Source organism: Parendozoicomonas callyspongiae (assembly GCF_023502345.1).
GTDB lineage: Bacteria > Pseudomonadota > Gammaproteobacteria > Pseudomonadales > Endozoicomonadaceae > Sansalvadorimonas > Sansalvadorimonas callyspongiae.
On the sequence record NZ_JAMFLX010000012.1, the window covers coordinates 90,135 to 107,859 of the forward strand.

The following is a 17,725-nucleotide window of genomic DNA, read 5'->3' on the forward strand; positions in this document are numbered from 1 at the left end:
GTCTAGGACAAGTGACTTTTTTGCCTAGTTTATTTCCCCTTCGGTATAATGCATCGTTTTGCTTTTTCGATTTTCTGACAGGATCTCATCATGGGTTTTAAATGCGGTATCGTCGGCCTGCCGAACGTGGGCAAGTCTACTCTGTTCAATGCTCTGACCAAGGCAGGCATTGATGCGGAGAACTTTCCGTTCTGCACCATCGAGCCGAACTCCGGTATCGTGCCAATGCCTGACCCCCGTCTGGACAAGCTGGCCGCTATTGTAAGCCCCGAGCGGGTTCTGCCGACCACTATGGAATTTGTGGATATTGCCGGTCTGGTGGAAGGTGCTTCCAAGGGCGAAGGTCTGGGTAACCAGTTCCTGGCCAATATTCGTGAAACCGACGCGATTGCTCACGTTGTTCGCTGCTTCGAAAACGAAAACGTGATCCACGTTGCCAACCGTATTGATCCGATTTCCGATATTGAAATCATCAATACCGAACTGGCGCTGGCTGATCTGGATAGCTGTGAAAAGCAGCTCAAGCGTGTTGTACGTGTCGCCAAAAGTGGTGACAAGGAAGCCAAGGCTCAGGTAGCACTTCTGGAAAAAATCATCCCTGCACTGGAAGAAGGCCGCCCGGCCCGTGCCCTGGAGCTGAATGATGCCGAGAAGGATCTGATGAAGCAGCTGTTCCTGCTGACCTCCAAGCCCACCATGTATATCGCCAACGTTGACGAAGACGGTTTTGAAGATAACGAGTACCTGGAGAAGGTGCGTGAGCTGGCTTCAGCCGAGGGTGCTGTGGTTGTTCCAGTTTGCAACAAGCTGGAAGCGGAAATCGCTGAGCTGGATGATGAAGAAAAGGGTGAGTTCCTGGCTGACCTGGGCATGGAAGAGCCTGGCCTGGATCGCGTTATCCGTGCCGGTTATGAGCTTCTGAATCTGCAGACTTACTTCACCGCCGGCGTTAAGGAAGTTCGTGCCTGGACTGTTAAGATTGGTGCCACAGCTCCTCAGGCTGCAGGTGTTATTCATACTGACTTTATGCGTGGCTTTATCCGTGCGGAAGTGACCAGCTACGACGATTTTGTTCAGCACAACGGTGAACAGGGCGCCAAGGAAGCTGGCCGTCTGCGTTTGGAAGGTAAGGAATACATCGTTCAGGATGGCGATGTGATGCACTTCCGTTTTAACGTTTAATCGTAAACCTTACCAGGCAGTCCTGTTCAGGGCTGCCTCATAATTCCTTAAGATTTTCGGCTGTCTTCTTTCCCTCTATATTTAACTAACGGCATCACGGAAAGAATAAGGCTTCTCAGGAATGAGTGGAGACGGCGGAGTATTAATAGGGCAGAAGAGAATTGGCGGAGTTATTCCCTCTTCTCCCGAAGTCGAAAAAGATCTTCCCGCAGGAAAGAGCCATGGCCGCCGTGTACAGATTACTCAACCACGTTCCTCCGTATTTTCCGCTCTTGGCAAGTTATCTTCCCAGCATAAAAATGAACCACAGGTAAAGCTGTTATCTGCCAGAAAAGTTGATGTGGACGCTTTTTCCGGTCCGGGAGTTCTGAAACAAAAAACCTCGGGTGATCCTGTCAAATTAGCTCGATCCCAGAGTCTTCCTGTATCTCTGACTGAACCCACGCCAGCACAGCTGTTAGGGCCTGCAAGGTACTCTGTTGATGATTCAATGATTGATCGGTCCAGTACTTCCGGTAAAGACAATATATTTCTTGCCGGAGAGGGGCGGGAGCTGAAATCTACAGCCCCCACCGAGCAGGAAAAAGTCACCAAACCCAAAAGAAGAAGGCTTGGCTCAGTCGCCAAAAAGCTCAAAACAGCCAAAGCCTTTCTCTCGGCAAACGGTAAAACACCCAAGCTGTCTGATCATGTGTTGATGGGAATGGATAAGGTGGCTAACTATGAAAATCAGGGGATCCCCCGCAGTTATCTTGAGAAGACCCAGAAGGTTGCTGATGAACTGGGTATTATCGTTGCCATTCGTCCGGTAGAGCTGATCTGTAAAACTTTAATAGAGGAAGGTGCAGAATCAAAAGGCTTGAATATCAAGGGTAAGAGTTCCAATTGGGGGCCAATGGCTGGCTTTATCCCCTTTGATCAGAAGTTCAGTAAAGTTGCTGCCATTAAAGACCCAGCAGAAAGAGCAGCTGCAATTGAAAAGTACAATACCAAAAATGAAGCATCAGTCCGTGAGGGGCACGCTACAGTTGAACATCTGGCCTTATCCCAGAAACGAATGGATGAACTGACAGGAATGGGCATTCTTCATGGAGCTGTAAGAATTAACCCTTCAGAAGGGTACACCAGCGCGCTCACTTTTCAGTCGCACCCCAATGGGGGAAAAGATCAAACCTTTGAAGCCCAGTTAAGGCCGGATGGAAAGTGGGATATTTTTTCCGGCACTGGTGACCAGAGAGAAGAGCTTATGGTTATCCCAAAAACAGCAGACTTTGATCTGTTGTTTAACTTCTCACCCTTTGATCAGGTAGATCTCGGAAGTTCAGACAGGTTGCAGGCAGCTGATTCAGAACTCGGAATCTATTCCAAGCGAACTCTCAAACTTATTGATGCCATGAATGCTGAGTATGATCGAGGAGAGGGGAAGAATATGGTGCACCACGGTACGGATATCAACAATCCGGTCACGGATATGGATGCCAATCTTCCGGCCACGGTTATGATTCCCAAATCGATGCAGGGGAAAATGGGAATCTATCAGAAATCACCATTATTAATTAAAACCTACGATGAACTGGAAAAACTGTTCCGAACCATGCGGGACGCAGGCATCAAGGTTGAATCAAACCCTCTGTGGGGCAAAATGACCGGTGTGGTTAAGGAGAACTTTGATAAGAAGGTTGATTTCTTTGAGCGGCGCTCAAGCCTTCCCCCGGATTCTTCCGATTTATAGAAAGGCATTTGAGCGACCTTTAAAGATTCTAAGAATCGAACCCGCTGATTACATTAAAAACATTTTGCCCAATCGGCCCAATATCGAACCCGCCTTCCATAACGAAGACTGTCGGAAGGTTAAGTAGCGCAATAGTTTGCCCCAAGTCCCGATAATCGTTTGTTTTAAACAGGAACTTTGATATTGGGTTTTCTTCAAAAGTATCAACGCCCAGCGAAACCACCAGAAAGTCGGGCTGGAAGTCCTGAATTTTTTTGAAGGCTGTTAACAGATTGTCTTTCCACTCAGCATAACTGGTGCCGCCAGGCAGCGGGCAGTTGATATTGAACCCTTCACCTTCTCGCTCACCATGTTCGTCCTTGTAGCCAAGGAAGAACGGGAACTCCGTTTGTGGGTCACCATGGAGTGATACTGTCAATACATCGGAGCGGTTATAAAAGATATCCTGGGTCCCATTACCGTGATTTCATTGGAATCATTCTTTGAGGAAGCATTATACGGCTGCAGATGGCGGGTATGTATTAACCGGAGGCAGTGAAAAGCAAAAAACCAGCCAGCAATTCTTCAAAATTTGTCTACAGTTACTGGCCAGGAAATGACGGTTGGTTGCTGAAATGAATCTTAAAGTTAGAGAACATCTTATGGGACGAACTGGGCCAGTTACTGCGGGATTGGCAGTCTTTGGAGCTGCTATTTTTCTTCTATCACAGGTATCTCTGGCTGCAGGAGAAGGCTATAACTTTACCGGTTTATGGAACAACCAGCGCGGTTCAACCCTTGAAGTTGTGCCGGAAGGTAACAGAATTATCGGTACATTTACGACGGCTGTCGTAAAAACGAAAACCTGCATTGGTTATGGTGCCCCGGTTATTGGTTTTACTAATGATAATGCACTTTCCATCAGCATGACGCTGGAGGGGTGTGGTTCACCTGTAACGATTGGTCAGACAGGAATTTTGATGACGGGTGAAGATGGTAAAGAGAAAATCAAAACACAGGCACTGGTGCAATATAACGGGACAGAAAACTGGAATTCCCAGATTCTGGTAGCAGACTATTATCAACGCGTTAAATAAACTGCGGTCTCTCAGGTCGTGTGTGATAATATCTCATTCGATCCTGAGAGCAATAAAACCTAATAAAAACCTGATGGGATTATCAATGAAACTTCTGCCTGCTAGTAATACCAAACTCTGCCGAACTCTTTCTGCGTTTATTTTCACTGCTCTGGCTTCAGCAACTGTTCAGGCCGTAGAGTTTGCCAAGGATGACGATGCCGTTTATCTTCGCAAGGCTCATATGGCTCTGGTAGGAACCTACTTTGGTGAAATGGGGGCAATGGTTAAAGGCAAGCAGCCCTTTGATGCCAAGCAGTTTCAGACTGATGTTGAAAGACTTGCTACTGTCACCCGCTGGGCCTATGAAGGTTTTAAAGGGAAACACCTGACTTCAGATTCCAAAGCCAAGCCGGAAATTTGGGAGAATAAGGCCGAATTTAATAAGCTGATGGATGATCTGGCAAAAAAATCAGAGACGTTGAAAATTGCTGCTGCCAGCGGGAACTTGAGCGATATCAAACCTGCTTTTAAAGATGCTGCAGATAGCTGTAGTGCATGCCACAAAAAATTCAAAAACAAATAGTATTAGCTGTTGAGGTTACTCAGGTCAGAATTTCTTGGTTCTGGCCTTTCGGCCTGGTTTTCTCTTTGGCTTGGGGGCTTTTGAACGGATGTTTTGAATGGCTGCAAAGAGGTGATCAAGGTCTTTCTGGTAACTGACCAGTGCCTTGCAGAAGCCCGGTTTTTTATTTTTGAACTCTGTTGGATTTATTGTTGCCAGATCATCCACATCACCAATGTGCGCTTTCAGCTGTTCCAGGCTCTGCTCAGTTTTGGCAACGAGTCCCAAAAGGTCATCAGGCAGGAATGTGTTTGTTTCTGGGTTGTTGGTTGATGCAGTTAAGCCGGACATATCAAGCAGTGAATTGATATCGTCATAGTGTTTTTTATAGTGTTTATAAACGTGTATTGCTGAGCGACCAATATCTGCGGCCATTGTCGATTGCTCCAATTATGCTCTAGGGGATTGTTTCAGATCCTGAATAGAGGTTTTTAATACACTAATTTGAGGTTTGAATAAAACAGCGGACAGAGGGTTTGTTTTCGCAAGGTTTTCCATTTTGCCAACCTTTTCTTTTAAATCGTTAATTTTCTGAGCGTTTTTGATTTCTTGAACCCGTTCTGGGGCAGGCTTAAACCCCGCCTGTTCAATTTTCTTCATTTGACCAACAACATCGTCTCTTAGTCTGACCAGGTTATTCAGCTTCTGCTTGAATTGGCTGCCTTGCAGCATAAACATTGGAGAAATGATCTTCCGTAACTTGTCTATCTGTCCATCGAGCTCCTGAACTTTGTCGGTCAAGAGAACATATCGTACTTCGTTTTGATTTCTAGCTGCATTCAGGGCCGAGTTAGAAACAGTTTCGGGATTGCTGTTCCCCATTTCCTCAAAAATTGACCCAATCTCACCAATTGGTCCAAATGGCCCTCTGCCAGGTTCTGGGGCTGGCTTGGTCGTGCGCCATTGAATAGGTGTAGTTTGAAGACCAAGTTCCTTCATCATTTTGCGCTGGCTAACAATTGAGTCGATATTGTTTGTAGAAAGGCTTAATGCTCCCTTACCATGTTGAGCCTCAACAGACTCGAACATATTGAGAAGGTCCTGAGAATTTCTCTCCAGACCAAACTCTTTGGCCTGATCAACATAGCCTGACAACCCGCCGTCAACCAATGCAGCAACCAATTGGAGAGACTGCTCACCACTGAGACCGAAGTTTCTACCAGCTCCTTCAAGTTGCCGCTGTACCATGGTGTCTCTGGTGTGACGCAGGATCTTCTCACCAGTGAAAGCCGGTTTGGCTCGAAGAGTGGCTACTCCACGAGTAATCTGCGGAAGTAGCGCTTGTATTTTGCCCCGGCTGAGGCCGCCACGTGCACCAATTTCTATAAATTTAGCTGTGTCTTTTACCAGCACAGCATTTGCCAGGTCATTAAATACCTCAAGAGGTAGCCCCAGTTTGCCAGCCTCCTTTTTCATAGCTTGACTGAGGCTTGCATTAACGACAGCTGAGGCATTGCCAAGACTCTCATCAAGCTCTCTGGCATCCAAATCGTACTGTTCTCCCAGCTTTTCAAAACCATCCAGTAGTTTGATAGCTTTCTCTTTTGGAACCCCGGTTGCCTGTGCCAGCTCCACGAAGCGATCTTGCTCATTGTAAGTTAATGCTCCCAAGTCCACCGCTAGGCTAGGAGCAATATTAGCTGCCTTCGCTAGCCTGCTGACATCATCAATCACAACCAGCTTTGAAACCTGATCAGCAATGGCTTCCCCTGGAGCTTTGATGGCAGAAAAAAGTTTCTCAAGACCTGCTTCCAGTAATCGCCCTTTGGCACTGGTCGGGGGAATATCCAGTTTACCCAGCTGGAAGTTGTAGTAAGCGTCATTTCCAGAGGCTTTGGCATGGGCCAAACGGGCAAAATCGGCTTCCTTAATGCCAACTTTGTCAGCCAGTTTCTTAATACCGGTATGTAACCGTTTTTTCTGGGTACTATCCAGCTCTTTGGGTAACTCGGGAGGAGGTGGTTTATCAGTGTCTGGTTTTGACTCTACTTCGGTATGGCTTGTTTGATCGGCTCTGTTTTCTGTCTGAATCTGTTGTGGTGGCGCGGATGGCTGGGTTGGTTGAGCAGGTGATGGTAATGGTTTGGGCTCTGGTACCGACCCTTGGGGTCTGCCACCAGCCTCTTGAAAAGCTTGCTGTGGAGCAGGCTGGTCTTTGTTCTTCAGTCCATTCAGCCATTGCTGAAGTTGTTCCAGATCTGTTGTGACAGGCTGGCTGCTGAAGTTGTTGACATTATTAAGCGCCGAGCCAGCTCGCGCCGGAGTCTGCGACTGAGGCGCCTGGGGTTTGTTTCCAACCTGCTGCTGTTGAGCCGGTGGTTGCTGAGTGACGGGTTGTAAGGGGCGAACCCCTCCACCTCCACCAACTGGCGTCGACACGATAACTATCCTGCTGGAGCTTGACGCTAGATGTTATCGGCAACTGTCAGGTTCTGTTGATATAAGTGGTCTATGAACAGGCTCTAAATCAGATCAGTCAGCCACGAAATAACCATGGTGGCGAATAAAATCAGAGTTGTGAATATTTCCCATGGGCCTGAGTCTGGCTGAGGATAGCGTGAACTGACCTTGCGTTTGCCTGTTATCATGCCCTGTATCAGATCTTCCCGCTTAATCAGGGAGTGAAACAGTACTGCGGCAATATGCAGTCCAATCAGTCCGAGGAGAATATCAAAATTAAAGGAGTGAACGGTTGTCAGCCAGTCGCTGGTGGAGCCGCTGACAAAACGCACCAAAGGGCCTTCTGTCAAAATGCTGTCATTGGCAAACAGCCCGGTCCCAACTTGAACAGAAAGGCTGGTAAGCAGAGCAACAACTGCCCAGCTTCCCAGAGGGTTATGGCCTGGATAGTCAGTGTTCAGTCCTTTGCGGAGGTAGCCAAGAACGTGGGAGGGGGACAACTGAAGAGCCTTGAACCGGCTGAAGTGGCCGCCTGCAAAGCCCCATCCTATCCGGAACAGTATTAACCCCACCATGGTAAAGCCAAGGATAAAATGGCGCTCCATATCTCCATCTTTACCTGTGTACCAGAGACCGGCAAAACAGAGAACCAGCAGCCAGTGAAACAGGCGTGTTGGAAGATCCCAGACGCGAATTATTCTTTTATTATCCATCTGCTAATCCTGATCATGGTAAAAGCCTGTCCTGATCAGAAAACAGGACAGGCTAAGGATATTAGCTCACGGAGGCAGCCTCTTCTTCAAGCTGCTTCTTCAGGGAATCAGGTATTCCGACAATGGTGATAGTGTCACGCTCCCGGTCATACTGAATCCGGGTGCCAAGAACATCGGAGTCAAATGCAATATTGATACCTTTATCACGACCGGAATAGCGAACCAGCTTTTTCAGCTGACTGCGGCTTGGCTGAATATCCGGGCTGACATCATAATCACGTGTATTCACAAACCGGGCAAAGCTGTCGGGAGATTCTTCGCTGATATGGGCTGAAAGCTCATCCAGAGAGATAGCGTTATATTCCTGCAACTGGTTGTCGCAATACTCAAATACCTTTTTCTTAACGGTATTTTTGGTGCCATCTTCGTCAATAGTTTTGCAGTAGTCGGATACTGCACTCATCAGTTGTTTGGTGTCGTTTTTGGTATCGCCGTTTTCTTCACACCCCAGAAAGGTGGTCAGACAGTCACTTAACCTGCGACCTGCGCGGGGTTTGATCCAGGAGATATAACGGGCACTGTTTTGATGGCCCTGCCATTCGGTCAGGTTGATACGGGCCGCAAGACTCAGGCGGGCCAGATCAAGATAAGTTGTGTCAGACAGCTCAAGTTGTTCGGTCACCGTCGTGCTGGTTGCTGGAGGAAGAGTACCAACCAGCAGGTAACTGGTCAGGCCGCTGGTGTAATGGGCGACTAGAATAAAGCCACCGGGAAACATACCGGCTTCATCCAGTTTGGACTTCAGGCCTTCTGCAACCGTTAGGCTGAAATCTGTAAACGACAGGCGTTCTTCGAGGTAATCTTCCAGCTGGGAGCGAAACTCTGTCGCTTCTCCTCCGAATGAACCATGACCTTTGTCGCCTTTCTTATTGTAAGCAGCAATCAGATCTTCAAGAAACGCTTCGCTGGTATTGTTACTGTCCAGAGGAGTGGCGCGGGTGCGCAGTTCGGAACTCTCAGCATCAGGGCGGCGCTCGATCCGGTGAACGATCAGATTGTTAATGCTCATTTCAAAGAAAAGCCAGTCGGAAAAAAGAGGAATTATACCTCTCATAAAGATTAAGTTGTTGCCAGTCTGGCAAATATCTCTTTCACGTACTGATCCAGGTTTTTGCGGCTGCTGAGCAGGTGTCCGGAAAGCTGAAGAGCAATATAACTATCCAGCAGCATTCTTGAGGTGGATGGGTCACAGCCCCCTGCCTCAAGAGCCATGGAGAACCCTTGTTCAACTCTGCCAAGGGCTTCTTTCAGAATTGGAGCAAGTGTGTTTCGGTGGCTTTCAGTTAATGCCAGAACCAGCAGACAGCCACAGCGATAGTTTTTCACATCCTCCTGCCGGTAGCTGGTGGTGAAGAACAGGCGCAGGCTTTCAAGAGGAGCATGGCGATTCATATAAAAAGCCAGGCGGGATAACAGGCGGTTCTCGATGTAATGAATCAACACCGCCTGAAACATCTGACTTTTGTTGTGAAAGTGGTAATAGATACTGCCAGGATTCAGTCCCGTGGCTTCTTCCAGCTGACGCAGTGAGGTTTCGCTGAAACCATTACGCCAGAACAGATCCATTGCTCTCTCCAGTACATCAGACCGGTCAAAGCCGGTTGATCTTCCCATGGTAAACCTGTCCGTGGTTTAAGGGGCTGTTGGCGTTTCACCATAGGCTCAGTTGTCACCCTATGGGCATTCCCTAGTGCTTTCAGGGCTGCGTTGCAACGTCTTGAAAGGCAATCAGCATTCCTTCGACGTCGCGCCTACCCCTGAAAGCACTAGAAAATGCTGAGCTCTATGATGAAACACCAACAGCCCCTGGGGTCATTTATCTCCCTTTCATGTCGATAACTTCAGCAGGAAAGGAGATTCCATTATGCGCCATGAGTATCAGCACATTCTCAATGGGCCTGCCATGGCCATGATTGAGTTTATTAAGAGTCACAACATAAATATTGATATTCGACGACTGGAAAATATGGATACCAATATTCGGGTGAAAAAACTTCCGGTTACGCCTGACTTCCTTATTGAATCCCGCAATGTTCGGGAATATCTGAAAAAATGGTTTGAAGAAACTGAGTAAAGAACAACCAGTCTTTACTCAGTTTGCCATCACTCATTTCCCGAATGCAAACTCTACTCAAACCGGCTGAAATCAGGCTTTCTTTTCTCCATAAATGCCTGGAAGGCTTCTTTGGCCTCCGGTGAACCAAGCCTCTCTGAAAATGCCTGAATCTCTTCTGAAATTCGGTGCTTGAGAATATCCCGTTCCCCCTGGCGAAGCATGGACTTACCCAGGCGTACGGACGCTGGAGGAAGCTTGGCAATCTGCCTGGCTTTATCCAGAGCCTTTTCCTGATGATTATTGCTGACAACATTCACCAGCCCATACGCCAGGGCCTGATCAGCCGTCATAACATCTCCGGCAATCAACATTTCAAAGGCTTTCTGGTGACCAAGAAGGGCAGGCATAGTTATGCTGGAGGCATACTCCGGGCAAAGGCCAAGGCGGGTAAAAGGTGTCTGAAGTTTGGTGTCAGGGCCGGCAAAAACCATATCGCAGTGAAGCAGCAGGGTGGTACCAATACCGACAGCAGCTCCATTGATAGATGCGATAACTGGCTTGGGGCAATCCATCAGGGCGTTCATAAACCGGCACACCGGTGTACTGTCACCAGTAGGTGGCGACTTGAGAAAGTCCCCCACATCATTACCACTGGTAAAACATTCAGCAGTTCCCGTTAGCAATAAAACCCTGACCTCGGGATTCTTTTCAGCTTCACCTATTTGGTGGGCCAGAAAATCATACATTTCATGGGTGAGGGCATTCTTCCGCTCCGGGCGCTCAATGGCCAGAATCAGGATGTTATCAAGATGCTTGACCCGTATTGCGTTGGACATGGTGACTTCCTCGTTACATTTGTCATTGTTTTATTGCAGAGGCACGACTTTTCTTTAACGGGATTATTGCATGGCTGTGACTAGACTTCCCGCCCAAAAGTAGAAGGGTGGTTGACCCAGTGCAGAATCTCTTTCAATGCCGTTATGAAAGACTGTGGATCCTGCTGATTCTGACCTTTCAGACATCAGCTTTTGCCACCAAGGCTCAGGGAGAAGAGAGAAATAGAAATATAGTCACGAAGTCAGCGCTGTCTGATTATATCAACCTGAAAGACAGCAGCTATCGCTGGGAAGTGAAAGGGCTGGAAAAACACTCGGGAATGTCCCGGATTATCCAGGCAGAAATGGTTTCGCAACTCTGGCAGCCCGACACTCTGGTTGTTGATGAACCGCTCTGGAAACATCGCCTGACAATCTATATTCCGGAACAGCTGAACAATCATCTTGGCATCATGCATGTGAATGGGGGAATCAGTCACCCGACCAACAGCATTCATGGCGTCGGACCATCTGATGAGCTGGAGTTCGCTAATCTGGCTCAACTGACAGGTTCTGTTGTGATTGATTTGAAGGATGTACCAAATCAGTTCCTGACCTTTGAAGGAGAGAAGCCAAGAAAGGAAGATGACCTGGTTGCCCGAACCTGGGCAGAATTTCTCAAAAAGCCTGATGCTTGCACCGACTGCCCTATTCATATTGGTATGAGTAAGGCAGTGGTGCGTGGAATGGACGCTGTACAGGAAATTCTGAAAGAGCATTCAATGGCTTCCGATGGATTTATTCTGAGTGGCGGTTCCATCTGTTCAGAGATCCCTCGTTGGTTGTCACCGACACTATCGCCAGTTTTGTGGGAGCTTATATCTCAGGCAAGTCTCTTCCTGAAATTGATAGTCGGGATTTGGATGTTAATGGTGGAAAAGTCATGATATCAGGAGTTCCCAAGCAGTCCCGATTGTGGCAGGTCACTAACCCTGATGCCAGGGATTTTAGAATGACGACACTGGAGCCTGCAGGGCTAGAACATCAGGCTCTTCCACTTTTCCCGAAGTGTTCAGCAAAAGGGGATGATCAGGGACAGTGTGAATTCAATATCAAAGTGAATAATCCATCGGTAGGCTGGACGGCCTGGTTTGCGGAGTTCGTTTTTTCCAACAACCCTTATCCTGATTTTGTGGTCACAACGCCTGTAAAAGTGACGCCCGATACCTATCCAGAGAAAAAGAGCTAATTCATATATTCAACAACTTCTGGTGTCAGCCCTGTAAGCTAAAGGCTGCACCAGCGTGGAAGGAATGTTGTGTTCACCAAGAAGAGCTGTCATGGAATGTACTTTCTTGGATTTTCCAAACAATACCCAGCGGGCACCAGAAAACTCATGGTTGCTGTGCAAGTCATTGATGGCTGATTCAAAATCTGCGGTTTTTACGGCTCTAATATTCTGTTCAGGGACAGAATGGCTCTGATAATCCAGACTGTCATCACCATGAATTAATACCTGCACGGCATTTCTGTGATTGTGCCAGAGTGCATCATCAGCAACAGCCAGCGCAGCCCCGGCTCCAGGCCCTGATCCAAAGAGAATAAGTGCTTCCTGCCTCTCCGGAAGATAGCAACATTCCCCCCCCAGCCCCTGCAGCCAAAACTTCATCCCCTGTTTTGCCTCTTCAAAAAGCCAGGAGGAAAAGTCACCTCCGGCTCTGCGGGCAATATGAATCCGTAAATCCGGTTCAGCCCAGGGACGTGAAATCAGTGTGTAACGATGGCCATCTTCATCTTTCTCTCTGGACAGAGTAATAAACTGCCCCGGACGGTAGTTGACCGGGAGGCGGGGAGAGAGGGTAAGTTCAAGAAGTGTCGGGTTTATGGTTTCCAGTTTTGAGATAACGGCATGAACCGGCTGCAGTTCTCTTCTCAGCATCTGTACAGTTAGTGGGGCTTCCGGCTTACACTGGCAGGCGAGCAACAGCCGCTGCTGAATCTGATCCTGGGTAAGACCGTGTTGTGCTTCAGGGGGAATGGTGCCTTGTGTCGCCTGAACAAGGCAGGAGTGACAGAGACCTGCCCGACACGACCATGGAACCCTGATATTCTTCCGAAGAAGTGTATCCAGAAGTGTTTCATCAGGGGCATTATTAATTTGTTGTTCCCCAAACTGAATCAATGCCATAGTTTTTTATCCTGAGAGTTATTCACGGATATTTCTGGCTGCTTTATCACCCTCAAAAATATTATTTCACCAACCGGGGACGAAACAATATTTTTGCACACGGCTGATTCTATTGTATTAGAGCTTTGTTCTTTGGGGAAATAATGGCTTCTTTTTGGGAAGCCGCTTGTAGCTGGAGTAGCAACTTGGTTATTATGCCGCCCCATAATTCTATCTGCGATTTAGACTCGGTTTGTTAATCAAATATCCGAGTGTGTAGACCTGCGCCCACTGTTATACCTCTCCGTATGACGACTCACTATCAGAGTCGCCTTATCAGCTAGAGTGGATCTACCTAATCTCGCTTTCCTCAATTTACGATTTGGTTCCCGGAGGAACACGATCATGTCTGATGATGCACAGCAGCAACAGTGCCCCAAATGTAATTCACCTTATGGCTACAGTGACGGACAACTCTGGGTTTGCCCTGAGTGTTTTCATGAATGGTCAACTGATGAGCAGGAAGAGGAAGTGGCTCCCGGTTTTGCCGATGTGAATGGTAATCCGCTGAGCGATGGTGATTCCGTGACTGTAATCAGAGACTTGAAAGCAGGTAACAGCACGATTAAATCCGGCACTAAAGTCAAAAAAATTCGCCTGCTGGACGAACCTGTGAACGGCCACGATATTTCCTGCAAGATTGATGGCCACGGTCATATTTATCTCAAATGTTCTGTTGTTAAAAAGGCCTGAATAGCCCCCGCTGGTTAGTTCCTGCAGGATCAGAAAACATAATGCTCTTACCGAAAAGATGTTCCCAATGTTGGCTGATCCTGTGGTTTAGGGAACAGAATTCGAAATCAAAATTCATGGATGGCGATTTCAAACCATTGTTTTTGGTGAGGCACTAACAGACCTGTTAGTAAGCGTTGTTATTCCGCTCAAGCGCTGGGTAAAAACTCGGATAGCATTTTTCCCGGTGATATAATTTTCCCGCCCAAGACAATAATGATCATAATGCTTTTGCCTGATGACAGGGACCTGATTCATGACAGTAATACGCGAAGATGATGTCATACAGAGTGTGGCCAATGCTCTGCAGTTTATTTCTTATTACCACCCCGTAGATTTTGTTCAAGGCGTTCATGAAGCCTGGAAGCGTGAAGAATCTCAGGCCGCCAAAGATGCCATGGCCCAGATTCTTATTAATTCCCGCATGTGCGCAATGGGCAAACGCCCTCTGTGCCAGGACACGGGAATCGTGACCATTTTTGTGAAGGTGGGAATGAATGTCCGTTTTGATACCGCTAAAAGCCTGGATGACCTGATCAATGAAGGTGTTCGTCAGGCTTATACCCATCCAGACAATGTGCTGCGGGCATCAATCCTGGCCGACCCTGCCGGTAAGCGTCAGAACACGCGGGATAATACCCCGGCGGTAATTCATACCGAACTGGTTCCCGGTGACACTGTTGATATTCAGGTTGCTGCCAAGGGTGGTGGTTCGGAAAACAAATCCAAGATGGCCATGCTTAACCCTTCTGACTCTATCGTGGACTGGGTTTTGAAAACCGTTCCAACAATGGGAGCCGGATGGTGCCCGCCCGGAATGCTGGGTATTGGTATTGGCGGCACTGCAGAGAAAGCCGCTGTTATGGCCAAAGAATCCCTGATGGACCCGATTGATATCCATGAACTGCAGGAGCGAGGCCCACAGAACAGAGTTGAAGAGTTACGTCTCGAATTGTTTGAAAAGGTGAACAAGCTGGGTATTGGTGCCCAGGGCCTTGGTGGTTTGACCACTGTTCTTGATGTGAAGATCAAGGATTACCCAACCCACGCCGCATCTTTGCCTGTTGTGATGATTCCCAACTGTGCTGCAACCCGGCATGCCCATTTTGTACTGGATGGCTCTGGTGCTGCCGAACTGACTCCACCAAGCCTGGATGAATATCCTGAAATCAGCTGGGAAGTCGACGAGAATGTTCGCAGGGTTAATCTCAATACAGTTACCAAGGAAGAGATGGAAGCCTGGCAGCCAGGTGATACCGTTCTTCTCAGCGGTAAGATGCTGACCGGACGAGATGCGGCCCACAAGAAGATTGTCGATATGCTGGCGAAAGGTGAAGAGCTGCCGGTTGATCTGACCAACCGCTTTATCTATTACGTTGGGCCAGTTGATCCTGTGCGTGATGAGGTTGTTGGCCCTGCTGGTCCGACAACGTCAACCCGTATGGATAAGTTCACCCGTACCATGCTGGAGCAGACCGGCCTGATCGGTATGATCGGCAAGGCCGAACGGGGTTCTGTTGCCATTGAAGCCATTAAAGATAACAAAGCGACCTATCTGATGGCTGTTGGTGGTGCTGCTTATCTTGTTGCCCAGGCAGTAAAAAAGGCGGACGTTGTCGCCTTCCCGGAACTGGGAATGGAAGCGATTTACGAGTTTGATGTTAAGGATATGCCGGTCACTGTGGCAGTGGATACCCGAGGCAGTTCCGTGCATGAAACCGGGCCTGCTGAATGGCAGGCAAAGATAGCCGAGTTTGAGCCTGTGAAAATTCAGTGAAAAGTACTCTTTGAAAGGGCCTGCGGGCCCTTTTTTTTTGCAAATAGTATCAGTCGTCTATTCTGGATGCTTTGTCGGAATAAAGGGCTGTTTTTCTATGCTTGCTAAAGCAGAACCAAGAACTTGGGGCTGGGCCATAAAGACATTAAGTTTTGCATTCTCACTGTTTGTCTCGGGGTATGCACTTTCAACCGGAGTTTCATTTACGCGCTATGAATATACTCCGAGCGGAGGGGAGAGCACTCTGGCGGTACAAATGGCTCAGATGAGTCTATCTGGAGCCAGCTCAGGCAACTATGGTCATTTGACACCTTTGGCAAAAATGAGTGTTGACCCGCTTATTGATGAGACAACCAGCCATGCACATGCATATTGGACATCATCCCGTACAGATGGGAAGCCGAGAATAGTGACTAGAGATGTCGAACGTCATGCGGTTTTTAGTGGTGAATCAAAAGCAGGCAAACCCAGATGGATTGTATATGAGGATGTAGCACCAAGCTGGGATTTCCCTGATAGCATGCACTCACGCAAGATTGGTGAAGCATGGAATGAGCTTGGGAAAGGACATACGACTTCTGAATTATTATCAGAAGGATATGTTTTGCAGCATGATGAGCAGTCGAAGTCTCCAGCCTCAGATATACCAGATTTAGTTAATTTAAGGGTGAGTTACTTTTTTGCAAAAGTTAAAACTTATCTTGATAGAGATAGCCTCACTCTTAGAAGAAAGTATGACAGGCTGAAAGAGCTCGTTGCCAAGCAATTAGAAATGTGGCAGAAGCATCCGGTTCTTGATGATATCGCTGGGGATGAAGTTATTGAAATGAGTCTTCTCTTCGCAAAGGTGCCGAAAGCTCGCTCTTATACAGATCTCCCTGGTTTGAGTAAGGGGGCATCTGCAGAAAGGGCTGTACATGAAAGGCATTGCATTGGCTTTGAGACAAAAAGAAGAAATAAAATAACTGCAGTCATAGAAGTGCGATGGGATATTTTGGCTGGGAAAGAGCATTTGTGTTCTCAGGAAGACCTAACCAGTGAAGGAATACAGCTTGCTGGATCATCCGAAAAGCTAAGAGATGAAAGAGAGAAACATACAAGTAAGGCTCAAAAAATGAACACGGCTCACCTGCGGCAGGCTGGACTATCCTCATCAGCAATTCCAGTCACAAAAACTGCCGTGTCTGATGGACATACAGCAGTGTCTCTTGAGGTGCCTGTTACTGGAACTTATACAGCAACTAAGCAAAGCAGGTGAACTCACAAAAACGTCATGATTTATCCCAACATGTAGTGGATTACCCCATAACAAAACAAACCAGCCATAACAGTGATCATCAGGCTGTTTGTAACCCTTGAAACCACAAAAGCAACAATTGCTGATACAAGAAAATGCGGATTTATAGCCCAGCCTTGCACCGGGCTTGTTCCCGAACTCACCATAATGGTCTGCACAACAATCGCACTCAAAACAGCAATCGGCACATACTTCAATCCACGCTCAATGGTTGAAGGGATGTGCCAGCGTCCGGCAGAGGCGATAAGAACATAACGAATTGAGAAGGTGATCAGGGCCATCAGGAAAATAAGAGTCCACTCGTTCAAGGTGCCACCTTCTTGTTTTCTTCCAGTTTTTCCATCACAACACCGGCTGCAACGCCCACAAGCCCGGAAATAATCAGCCCGCTTTGGTTGCTCCAGCCCCAGGTCAGAACAGCGCAAACACTGGCAGCGGCGGCACAGGCCCACATTGGTGGGTTGGTAAGTGCCGGAGCAACTATGCCCACGAAGGCCACTATCATCGCCACTTCAAGCCCCCAGCTTTCCATTCCGGGTAGAGACTGGCCCAGTGTTAGCCCAATAAATGTGCAGAGAATCCAGTTTCCATACATCAGCAGACCGGAACCAAAGTAATACCATTCCAGTCCGGGTTCATCGCTGTTTTTTCTTAACCAGTCGGATACAACTGCGAAGGTTTCATCAGTCAGCCAGAATGCCATTTTGGCTTTAACCAGCTCTGGCAAATGACGTACATGGGGAACAAGTGCTGCTGCGTAAAGCATATGACGAAGGTTAACGAAGAAAGTCGTCAGCAAAATGGCTGGCCAGGCAACAGCGGATGCCAGCATGGTGACGGCGATAAACTGTGAAGAACCTGCAAACACCAGAACAGACATGCCAATAGTGGCCCAGGCGGAAAGACCGCTGGCTTTGGCCAGAACCCCATAAAGAATTCCAAATGGAACGGCGGCTAAAATCAGGGGAAGGGTATCCCTTGCCCCAAGAAACATTTTCTGGACAGGCTGGACGGAGTCGCTGGACATACTACTTCTTGGCTTATTAACTTGGTT

General features: G+C 47.8%; 19 protein-coding genes and 1 pseudogene. 10 read left to right on the forward strand and 10 right to left on the reverse strand.

Annotated elements, in window-relative coordinates; all coding sequences use genetic code 11:
• Window positions 1-90: 90 nt before the first annotated feature.
• Complete coding sequence (gene ychF, locus M3P05_RS10515; RefSeq protein ID WP_249699550.1) at window positions 91-1,182, forward strand: redox-regulated ATPase YchF; 1,092 nt, start codon at window positions 91-93, stop codon at window positions 1,180-1,182.
• A gap of 121 nt (window positions 1,183-1,303) precedes the next feature.
• Window positions 1,304-2,914 carry a CyaA/EF/ExoY family adenylyl cyclase toxin gene (locus M3P05_RS10520; protein WP_249699551.1) on the forward strand — a complete coding sequence of 537 codons (1,611 nt, stop codon included), beginning with the start codon at window positions 1,304-1,306 and terminating at the stop codon, window positions 2,912-2,914.
• Between the two features lie 28 nt (window positions 2,915-2,942).
• Here the strand turns inward: M3P05_RS10520 and M3P05_RS10525 are convergent.
• Window positions 2,943-3,365: pseudogene (locus M3P05_RS10525) on the reverse strand (histone deacetylase family protein); the annotation flags it as partial.
• A gap of 151 nt (window positions 3,366-3,516) precedes the next feature.
• Between M3P05_RS10525 and M3P05_RS10530 the strand changes: the two are divergent.
• Together M3P05_RS10530 and M3P05_RS10535 are read left to right on the forward strand one after the other, a co-directional pair.
• The gene (locus M3P05_RS10530; RefSeq protein WP_249699553.1) at window positions 3,517-3,990 is read left to right on the forward strand and encodes an avidin/streptavidin family protein; all 474 of its coding nucleotides are present in this window, start codon (window positions 3,517-3,519) and stop codon (window positions 3,988-3,990) included.
• A gap of 85 nt (window positions 3,991-4,075) precedes the next feature.
• Window positions 4,076-4,555: a c-type cytochrome gene (locus M3P05_RS10535; RefSeq protein ID WP_249699554.1), complete on the forward strand. Its 480-nt coding sequence runs from the start codon at window positions 4,076-4,078 to the stop codon at window positions 4,553-4,555.
• Window positions 4,556-4,579: 24 nt separating this feature from the next.
• Here M3P05_RS10535 and M3P05_RS10540 read toward each other — a convergent pair whose 3' ends face one another.
• The 5 genes from M3P05_RS10540 to M3P05_RS10560 all read right to left on the reverse strand — a co-directional run bounded on the left by M3P05_RS10540 (window position 4,580) and on the right by M3P05_RS10560 (window position 9,381).
• On the reverse strand, window positions 4,580-4,969 hold the full coding sequence (locus M3P05_RS10540; protein ID WP_249699555.1) for a hypothetical protein: 390 nt from the start codon (window positions 4,967-4,969) through the stop codon (window positions 4,580-4,582).
• 15 nt (window positions 4,970-4,984) lie between these two features.
• Window positions 4,985-6,973: a hypothetical protein gene (locus tag M3P05_RS10545; protein ID WP_249699557.1), complete on the reverse strand. Its 1,989-nt coding sequence runs from the start codon at window positions 6,971-6,973 to the stop codon at window positions 4,985-4,987.
• Window positions 6,974-7,056: 83 nt separating this feature from the next.
• A complete protein-coding gene (locus tag M3P05_RS10550; RefSeq protein WP_249699558.1) occupies window positions 7,057-7,707 on the reverse strand; it encodes a cytochrome b/b6 domain-containing protein in 651 nt (216 codons plus the stop codon).
• Between the two features lie 61 nt (window positions 7,708-7,768).
• On the reverse strand, window positions 7,769-8,776 hold the full coding sequence (locus M3P05_RS10555) for a nucleoid-associated protein (protein WP_249699560.1): 1,008 nt from the start codon (window positions 8,774-8,776) through the stop codon (window positions 7,769-7,771).
• Window positions 8,777-8,826: 50 nt separating this feature from the next.
• Window positions 8,827-9,381 (reverse strand): TetR/AcrR family transcriptional regulator, encoded by a 555-nt coding sequence (locus M3P05_RS10560; protein ID WP_249699561.1) that lies wholly within the window; start codon window positions 9,379-9,381, stop codon window positions 8,827-8,829.
• A 250-nt stretch (window positions 9,382-9,631) separates the two neighbouring features.
• Between M3P05_RS10560 and M3P05_RS10565 the strand changes: the two genes are divergently transcribed.
• Complete coding sequence (locus tag M3P05_RS10565; protein WP_249699563.1) at window positions 9,632-9,841, forward strand: hypothetical protein; 210 nt, start codon at window positions 9,632-9,634, stop codon at window positions 9,839-9,841.
• A 53-nt stretch (window positions 9,842-9,894) separates the two neighbouring features.
• Here M3P05_RS10565 and M3P05_RS10570 read toward each other — a convergent pair whose 3' ends face one another.
• Window positions 9,895-10,659 carry an enoyl-CoA hydratase gene (locus M3P05_RS10570; RefSeq protein WP_249699565.1) on the reverse strand — a complete coding sequence of 255 codons (765 nt, stop codon included), beginning with the start codon at window positions 10,657-10,659 and terminating at the stop codon, window positions 9,895-9,897.
• Between the two features lie 119 nt (window positions 10,660-10,778).
• On the opposite strand from M3P05_RS10570, the gene M3P05_RS10575 reads away from it, so the two are divergent.
• Together M3P05_RS10575 and M3P05_RS10580 are read left to right on the forward strand one after the other, a co-directional pair.
• Window positions 10,779-11,585: a PhoPQ-activated protein PqaA family protein gene (locus tag M3P05_RS10575; protein WP_249699566.1), complete on the forward strand. Its 807-nt coding sequence runs from the start codon at window positions 10,779-10,781 to the stop codon at window positions 11,583-11,585.
• The gene (locus M3P05_RS10580) at window positions 11,582-11,887 is read left to right on the forward strand and encodes a hypothetical protein (protein WP_249699568.1); all 306 of its coding nucleotides are present in this window, start codon (window positions 11,582-11,584) and stop codon (window positions 11,885-11,887) included. Before M3P05_RS10575 ends, M3P05_RS10580 begins: the two co-directional genes overlap by 4 nt.
• A gap of 9 nt (window positions 11,888-11,896) precedes the next feature.
• On the opposite strand, the gene M3P05_RS10585 is transcribed toward M3P05_RS10580, so the two are convergent.
• Window positions 11,897-12,826, reverse strand: coding sequence for a 2Fe-2S iron-sulfur cluster-binding protein (locus tag M3P05_RS10585; RefSeq protein WP_249699570.1), 930 nt, complete (start codon window positions 12,824-12,826; stop codon window positions 11,897-11,899).
• A 384-nt stretch (window positions 12,827-13,210) separates the two neighbouring features.
• Here M3P05_RS10585 and M3P05_RS10590 point away from each other — a divergent pair, with 384 nt between their 5' ends.
• The 3 genes from M3P05_RS10590 (at window position 13,211) to M3P05_RS10600 (ending at window position 16,632) form a co-directional block, all read left to right on the forward strand.
• Window positions 13,211-13,558, forward strand: coding sequence for a zinc ribbon domain-containing protein YjdM (locus M3P05_RS10590; RefSeq protein WP_249699571.1), 348 nt, complete (start codon window positions 13,211-13,213; stop codon window positions 13,556-13,558).
• Window positions 13,559-13,853: 295 nt separating this feature from the next.
• Window positions 13,854-15,374, forward strand: coding sequence for a fumarate hydratase (locus tag M3P05_RS10595; protein ID WP_249699573.1), 1,521 nt, complete (start codon window positions 13,854-13,856; stop codon window positions 15,372-15,374).
• A gap of 97 nt (window positions 15,375-15,471) precedes the next feature.
• Window positions 15,472-16,632 carry a hypothetical protein gene (locus M3P05_RS10600; protein ID WP_249699574.1) on the forward strand — a complete coding sequence of 387 codons (1,161 nt, stop codon included), beginning with the start codon at window positions 15,472-15,474 and terminating at the stop codon, window positions 16,630-16,632.
• 20 nt (window positions 16,633-16,652) lie between these two features.
• Here the strand turns inward: M3P05_RS10600 and M3P05_RS10605 are convergent, their stop codons facing one another.
• Together M3P05_RS10605 and M3P05_RS10610 are read right to left on the reverse strand one after the other, a co-directional pair.
• Window positions 16,653-16,979: an AzlD domain-containing protein gene (locus M3P05_RS10605; RefSeq protein ID WP_249699575.1), complete on the reverse strand. Its 327-nt coding sequence runs from the start codon at window positions 16,977-16,979 to the stop codon at window positions 16,653-16,655.
• Window positions 16,976-17,698 carry an AzlC family ABC transporter permease gene (locus M3P05_RS10610; protein WP_249699576.1) on the reverse strand — a complete coding sequence of 241 codons (723 nt, stop codon included), beginning with the start codon at window positions 17,696-17,698 and terminating at the stop codon, window positions 16,976-16,978. Before M3P05_RS10610 ends, M3P05_RS10605 begins: the two co-directional genes overlap by 4 nt.
• Between the last annotated feature and the right edge of the window lie 27 nt (window positions 17,699-17,725).

What these genes read in the sequence shown, in the direction of transcription:
- M3P05_RS10540 (WP_249699555.1), bottom strand. Translation starts at nt 4,969, where the DNA reads ATGGCCGCAGATATTGGTCGCTCAGCAATACACGTTTATAAACACTAT.
- M3P05_RS10610 (WP_249699576.1), bottom strand. Translation starts at nt 17,698, where the DNA reads ATGTCCAGCGACTCCGTCCAGCCTGTCCAGAAAATGTTTCTTGGGGCA.
- M3P05_RS10550 (WP_249699558.1), bottom strand. Translation starts at nt 7,707, where the DNA reads ATGGATAATAAAAGAATAATTCGCGTCTGGGATCTTCCAACACGCCTG.
- M3P05_RS10555 (WP_249699560.1), bottom strand. Translation starts at nt 8,776, where the DNA reads ATGAGCATTAACAATCTGATCGTTCACCGGATCGAGCGCCGCCCTGAT.
- M3P05_RS10520 (WP_249699551.1), top strand. Translation starts at nt 1,304, where the DNA reads ATGAGTGGAGACGGCGGAGTATTAATAGGGCAGAAGAGAATTGGCGGA.
- ychF (WP_249699550.1), top strand. Translation starts at nt 91, where the DNA reads ATGGGTTTTAAATGCGGTATCGTCGGCCTGCCGAACGTGGGCAAGTCT.
- M3P05_RS10570 (WP_249699565.1), bottom strand. Translation starts at nt 10,659, where the DNA reads ATGTCCAACGCAATACGGGTCAAGCATCTTGATAACATCCTGATTCTG.
- M3P05_RS10580 (WP_249699568.1), top strand. Translation starts at nt 11,582, where the DNA reads ATGATATCAGGAGTTCCCAAGCAGTCCCGATTGTGGCAGGTCACTAAC.
- M3P05_RS10595 (WP_249699573.1), top strand. Translation starts at nt 13,854, where the DNA reads ATGACAGTAATACGCGAAGATGATGTCATACAGAGTGTGGCCAATGCT.
- M3P05_RS10585 (WP_249699570.1), bottom strand. Translation starts at nt 12,826, where the DNA reads ATGGCATTGATTCAGTTTGGGGAACAACAAATTAATAATGCCCCTGAT.
- M3P05_RS10590 (WP_249699571.1), top strand. Translation starts at nt 13,211, where the DNA reads ATGTCTGATGATGCACAGCAGCAACAGTGCCCCAAATGTAATTCACCT.
- M3P05_RS10600 (WP_249699574.1), top strand. Translation starts at nt 15,472, where the DNA reads ATGCTTGCTAAAGCAGAACCAAGAACTTGGGGCTGGGCCATAAAGACA.
- M3P05_RS10535 (WP_249699554.1), top strand. Translation starts at nt 4,076, where the DNA reads ATGAAACTTCTGCCTGCTAGTAATACCAAACTCTGCCGAACTCTTTCT.
- M3P05_RS10565 (WP_249699563.1), top strand. Translation starts at nt 9,632, where the DNA reads ATGCGCCATGAGTATCAGCACATTCTCAATGGGCCTGCCATGGCCATG.
- M3P05_RS10560 (WP_249699561.1), bottom strand. Translation starts at nt 9,381, where the DNA reads ATGGGAAGATCAACCGGCTTTGACCGGTCTGATGTACTGGAGAGAGCA.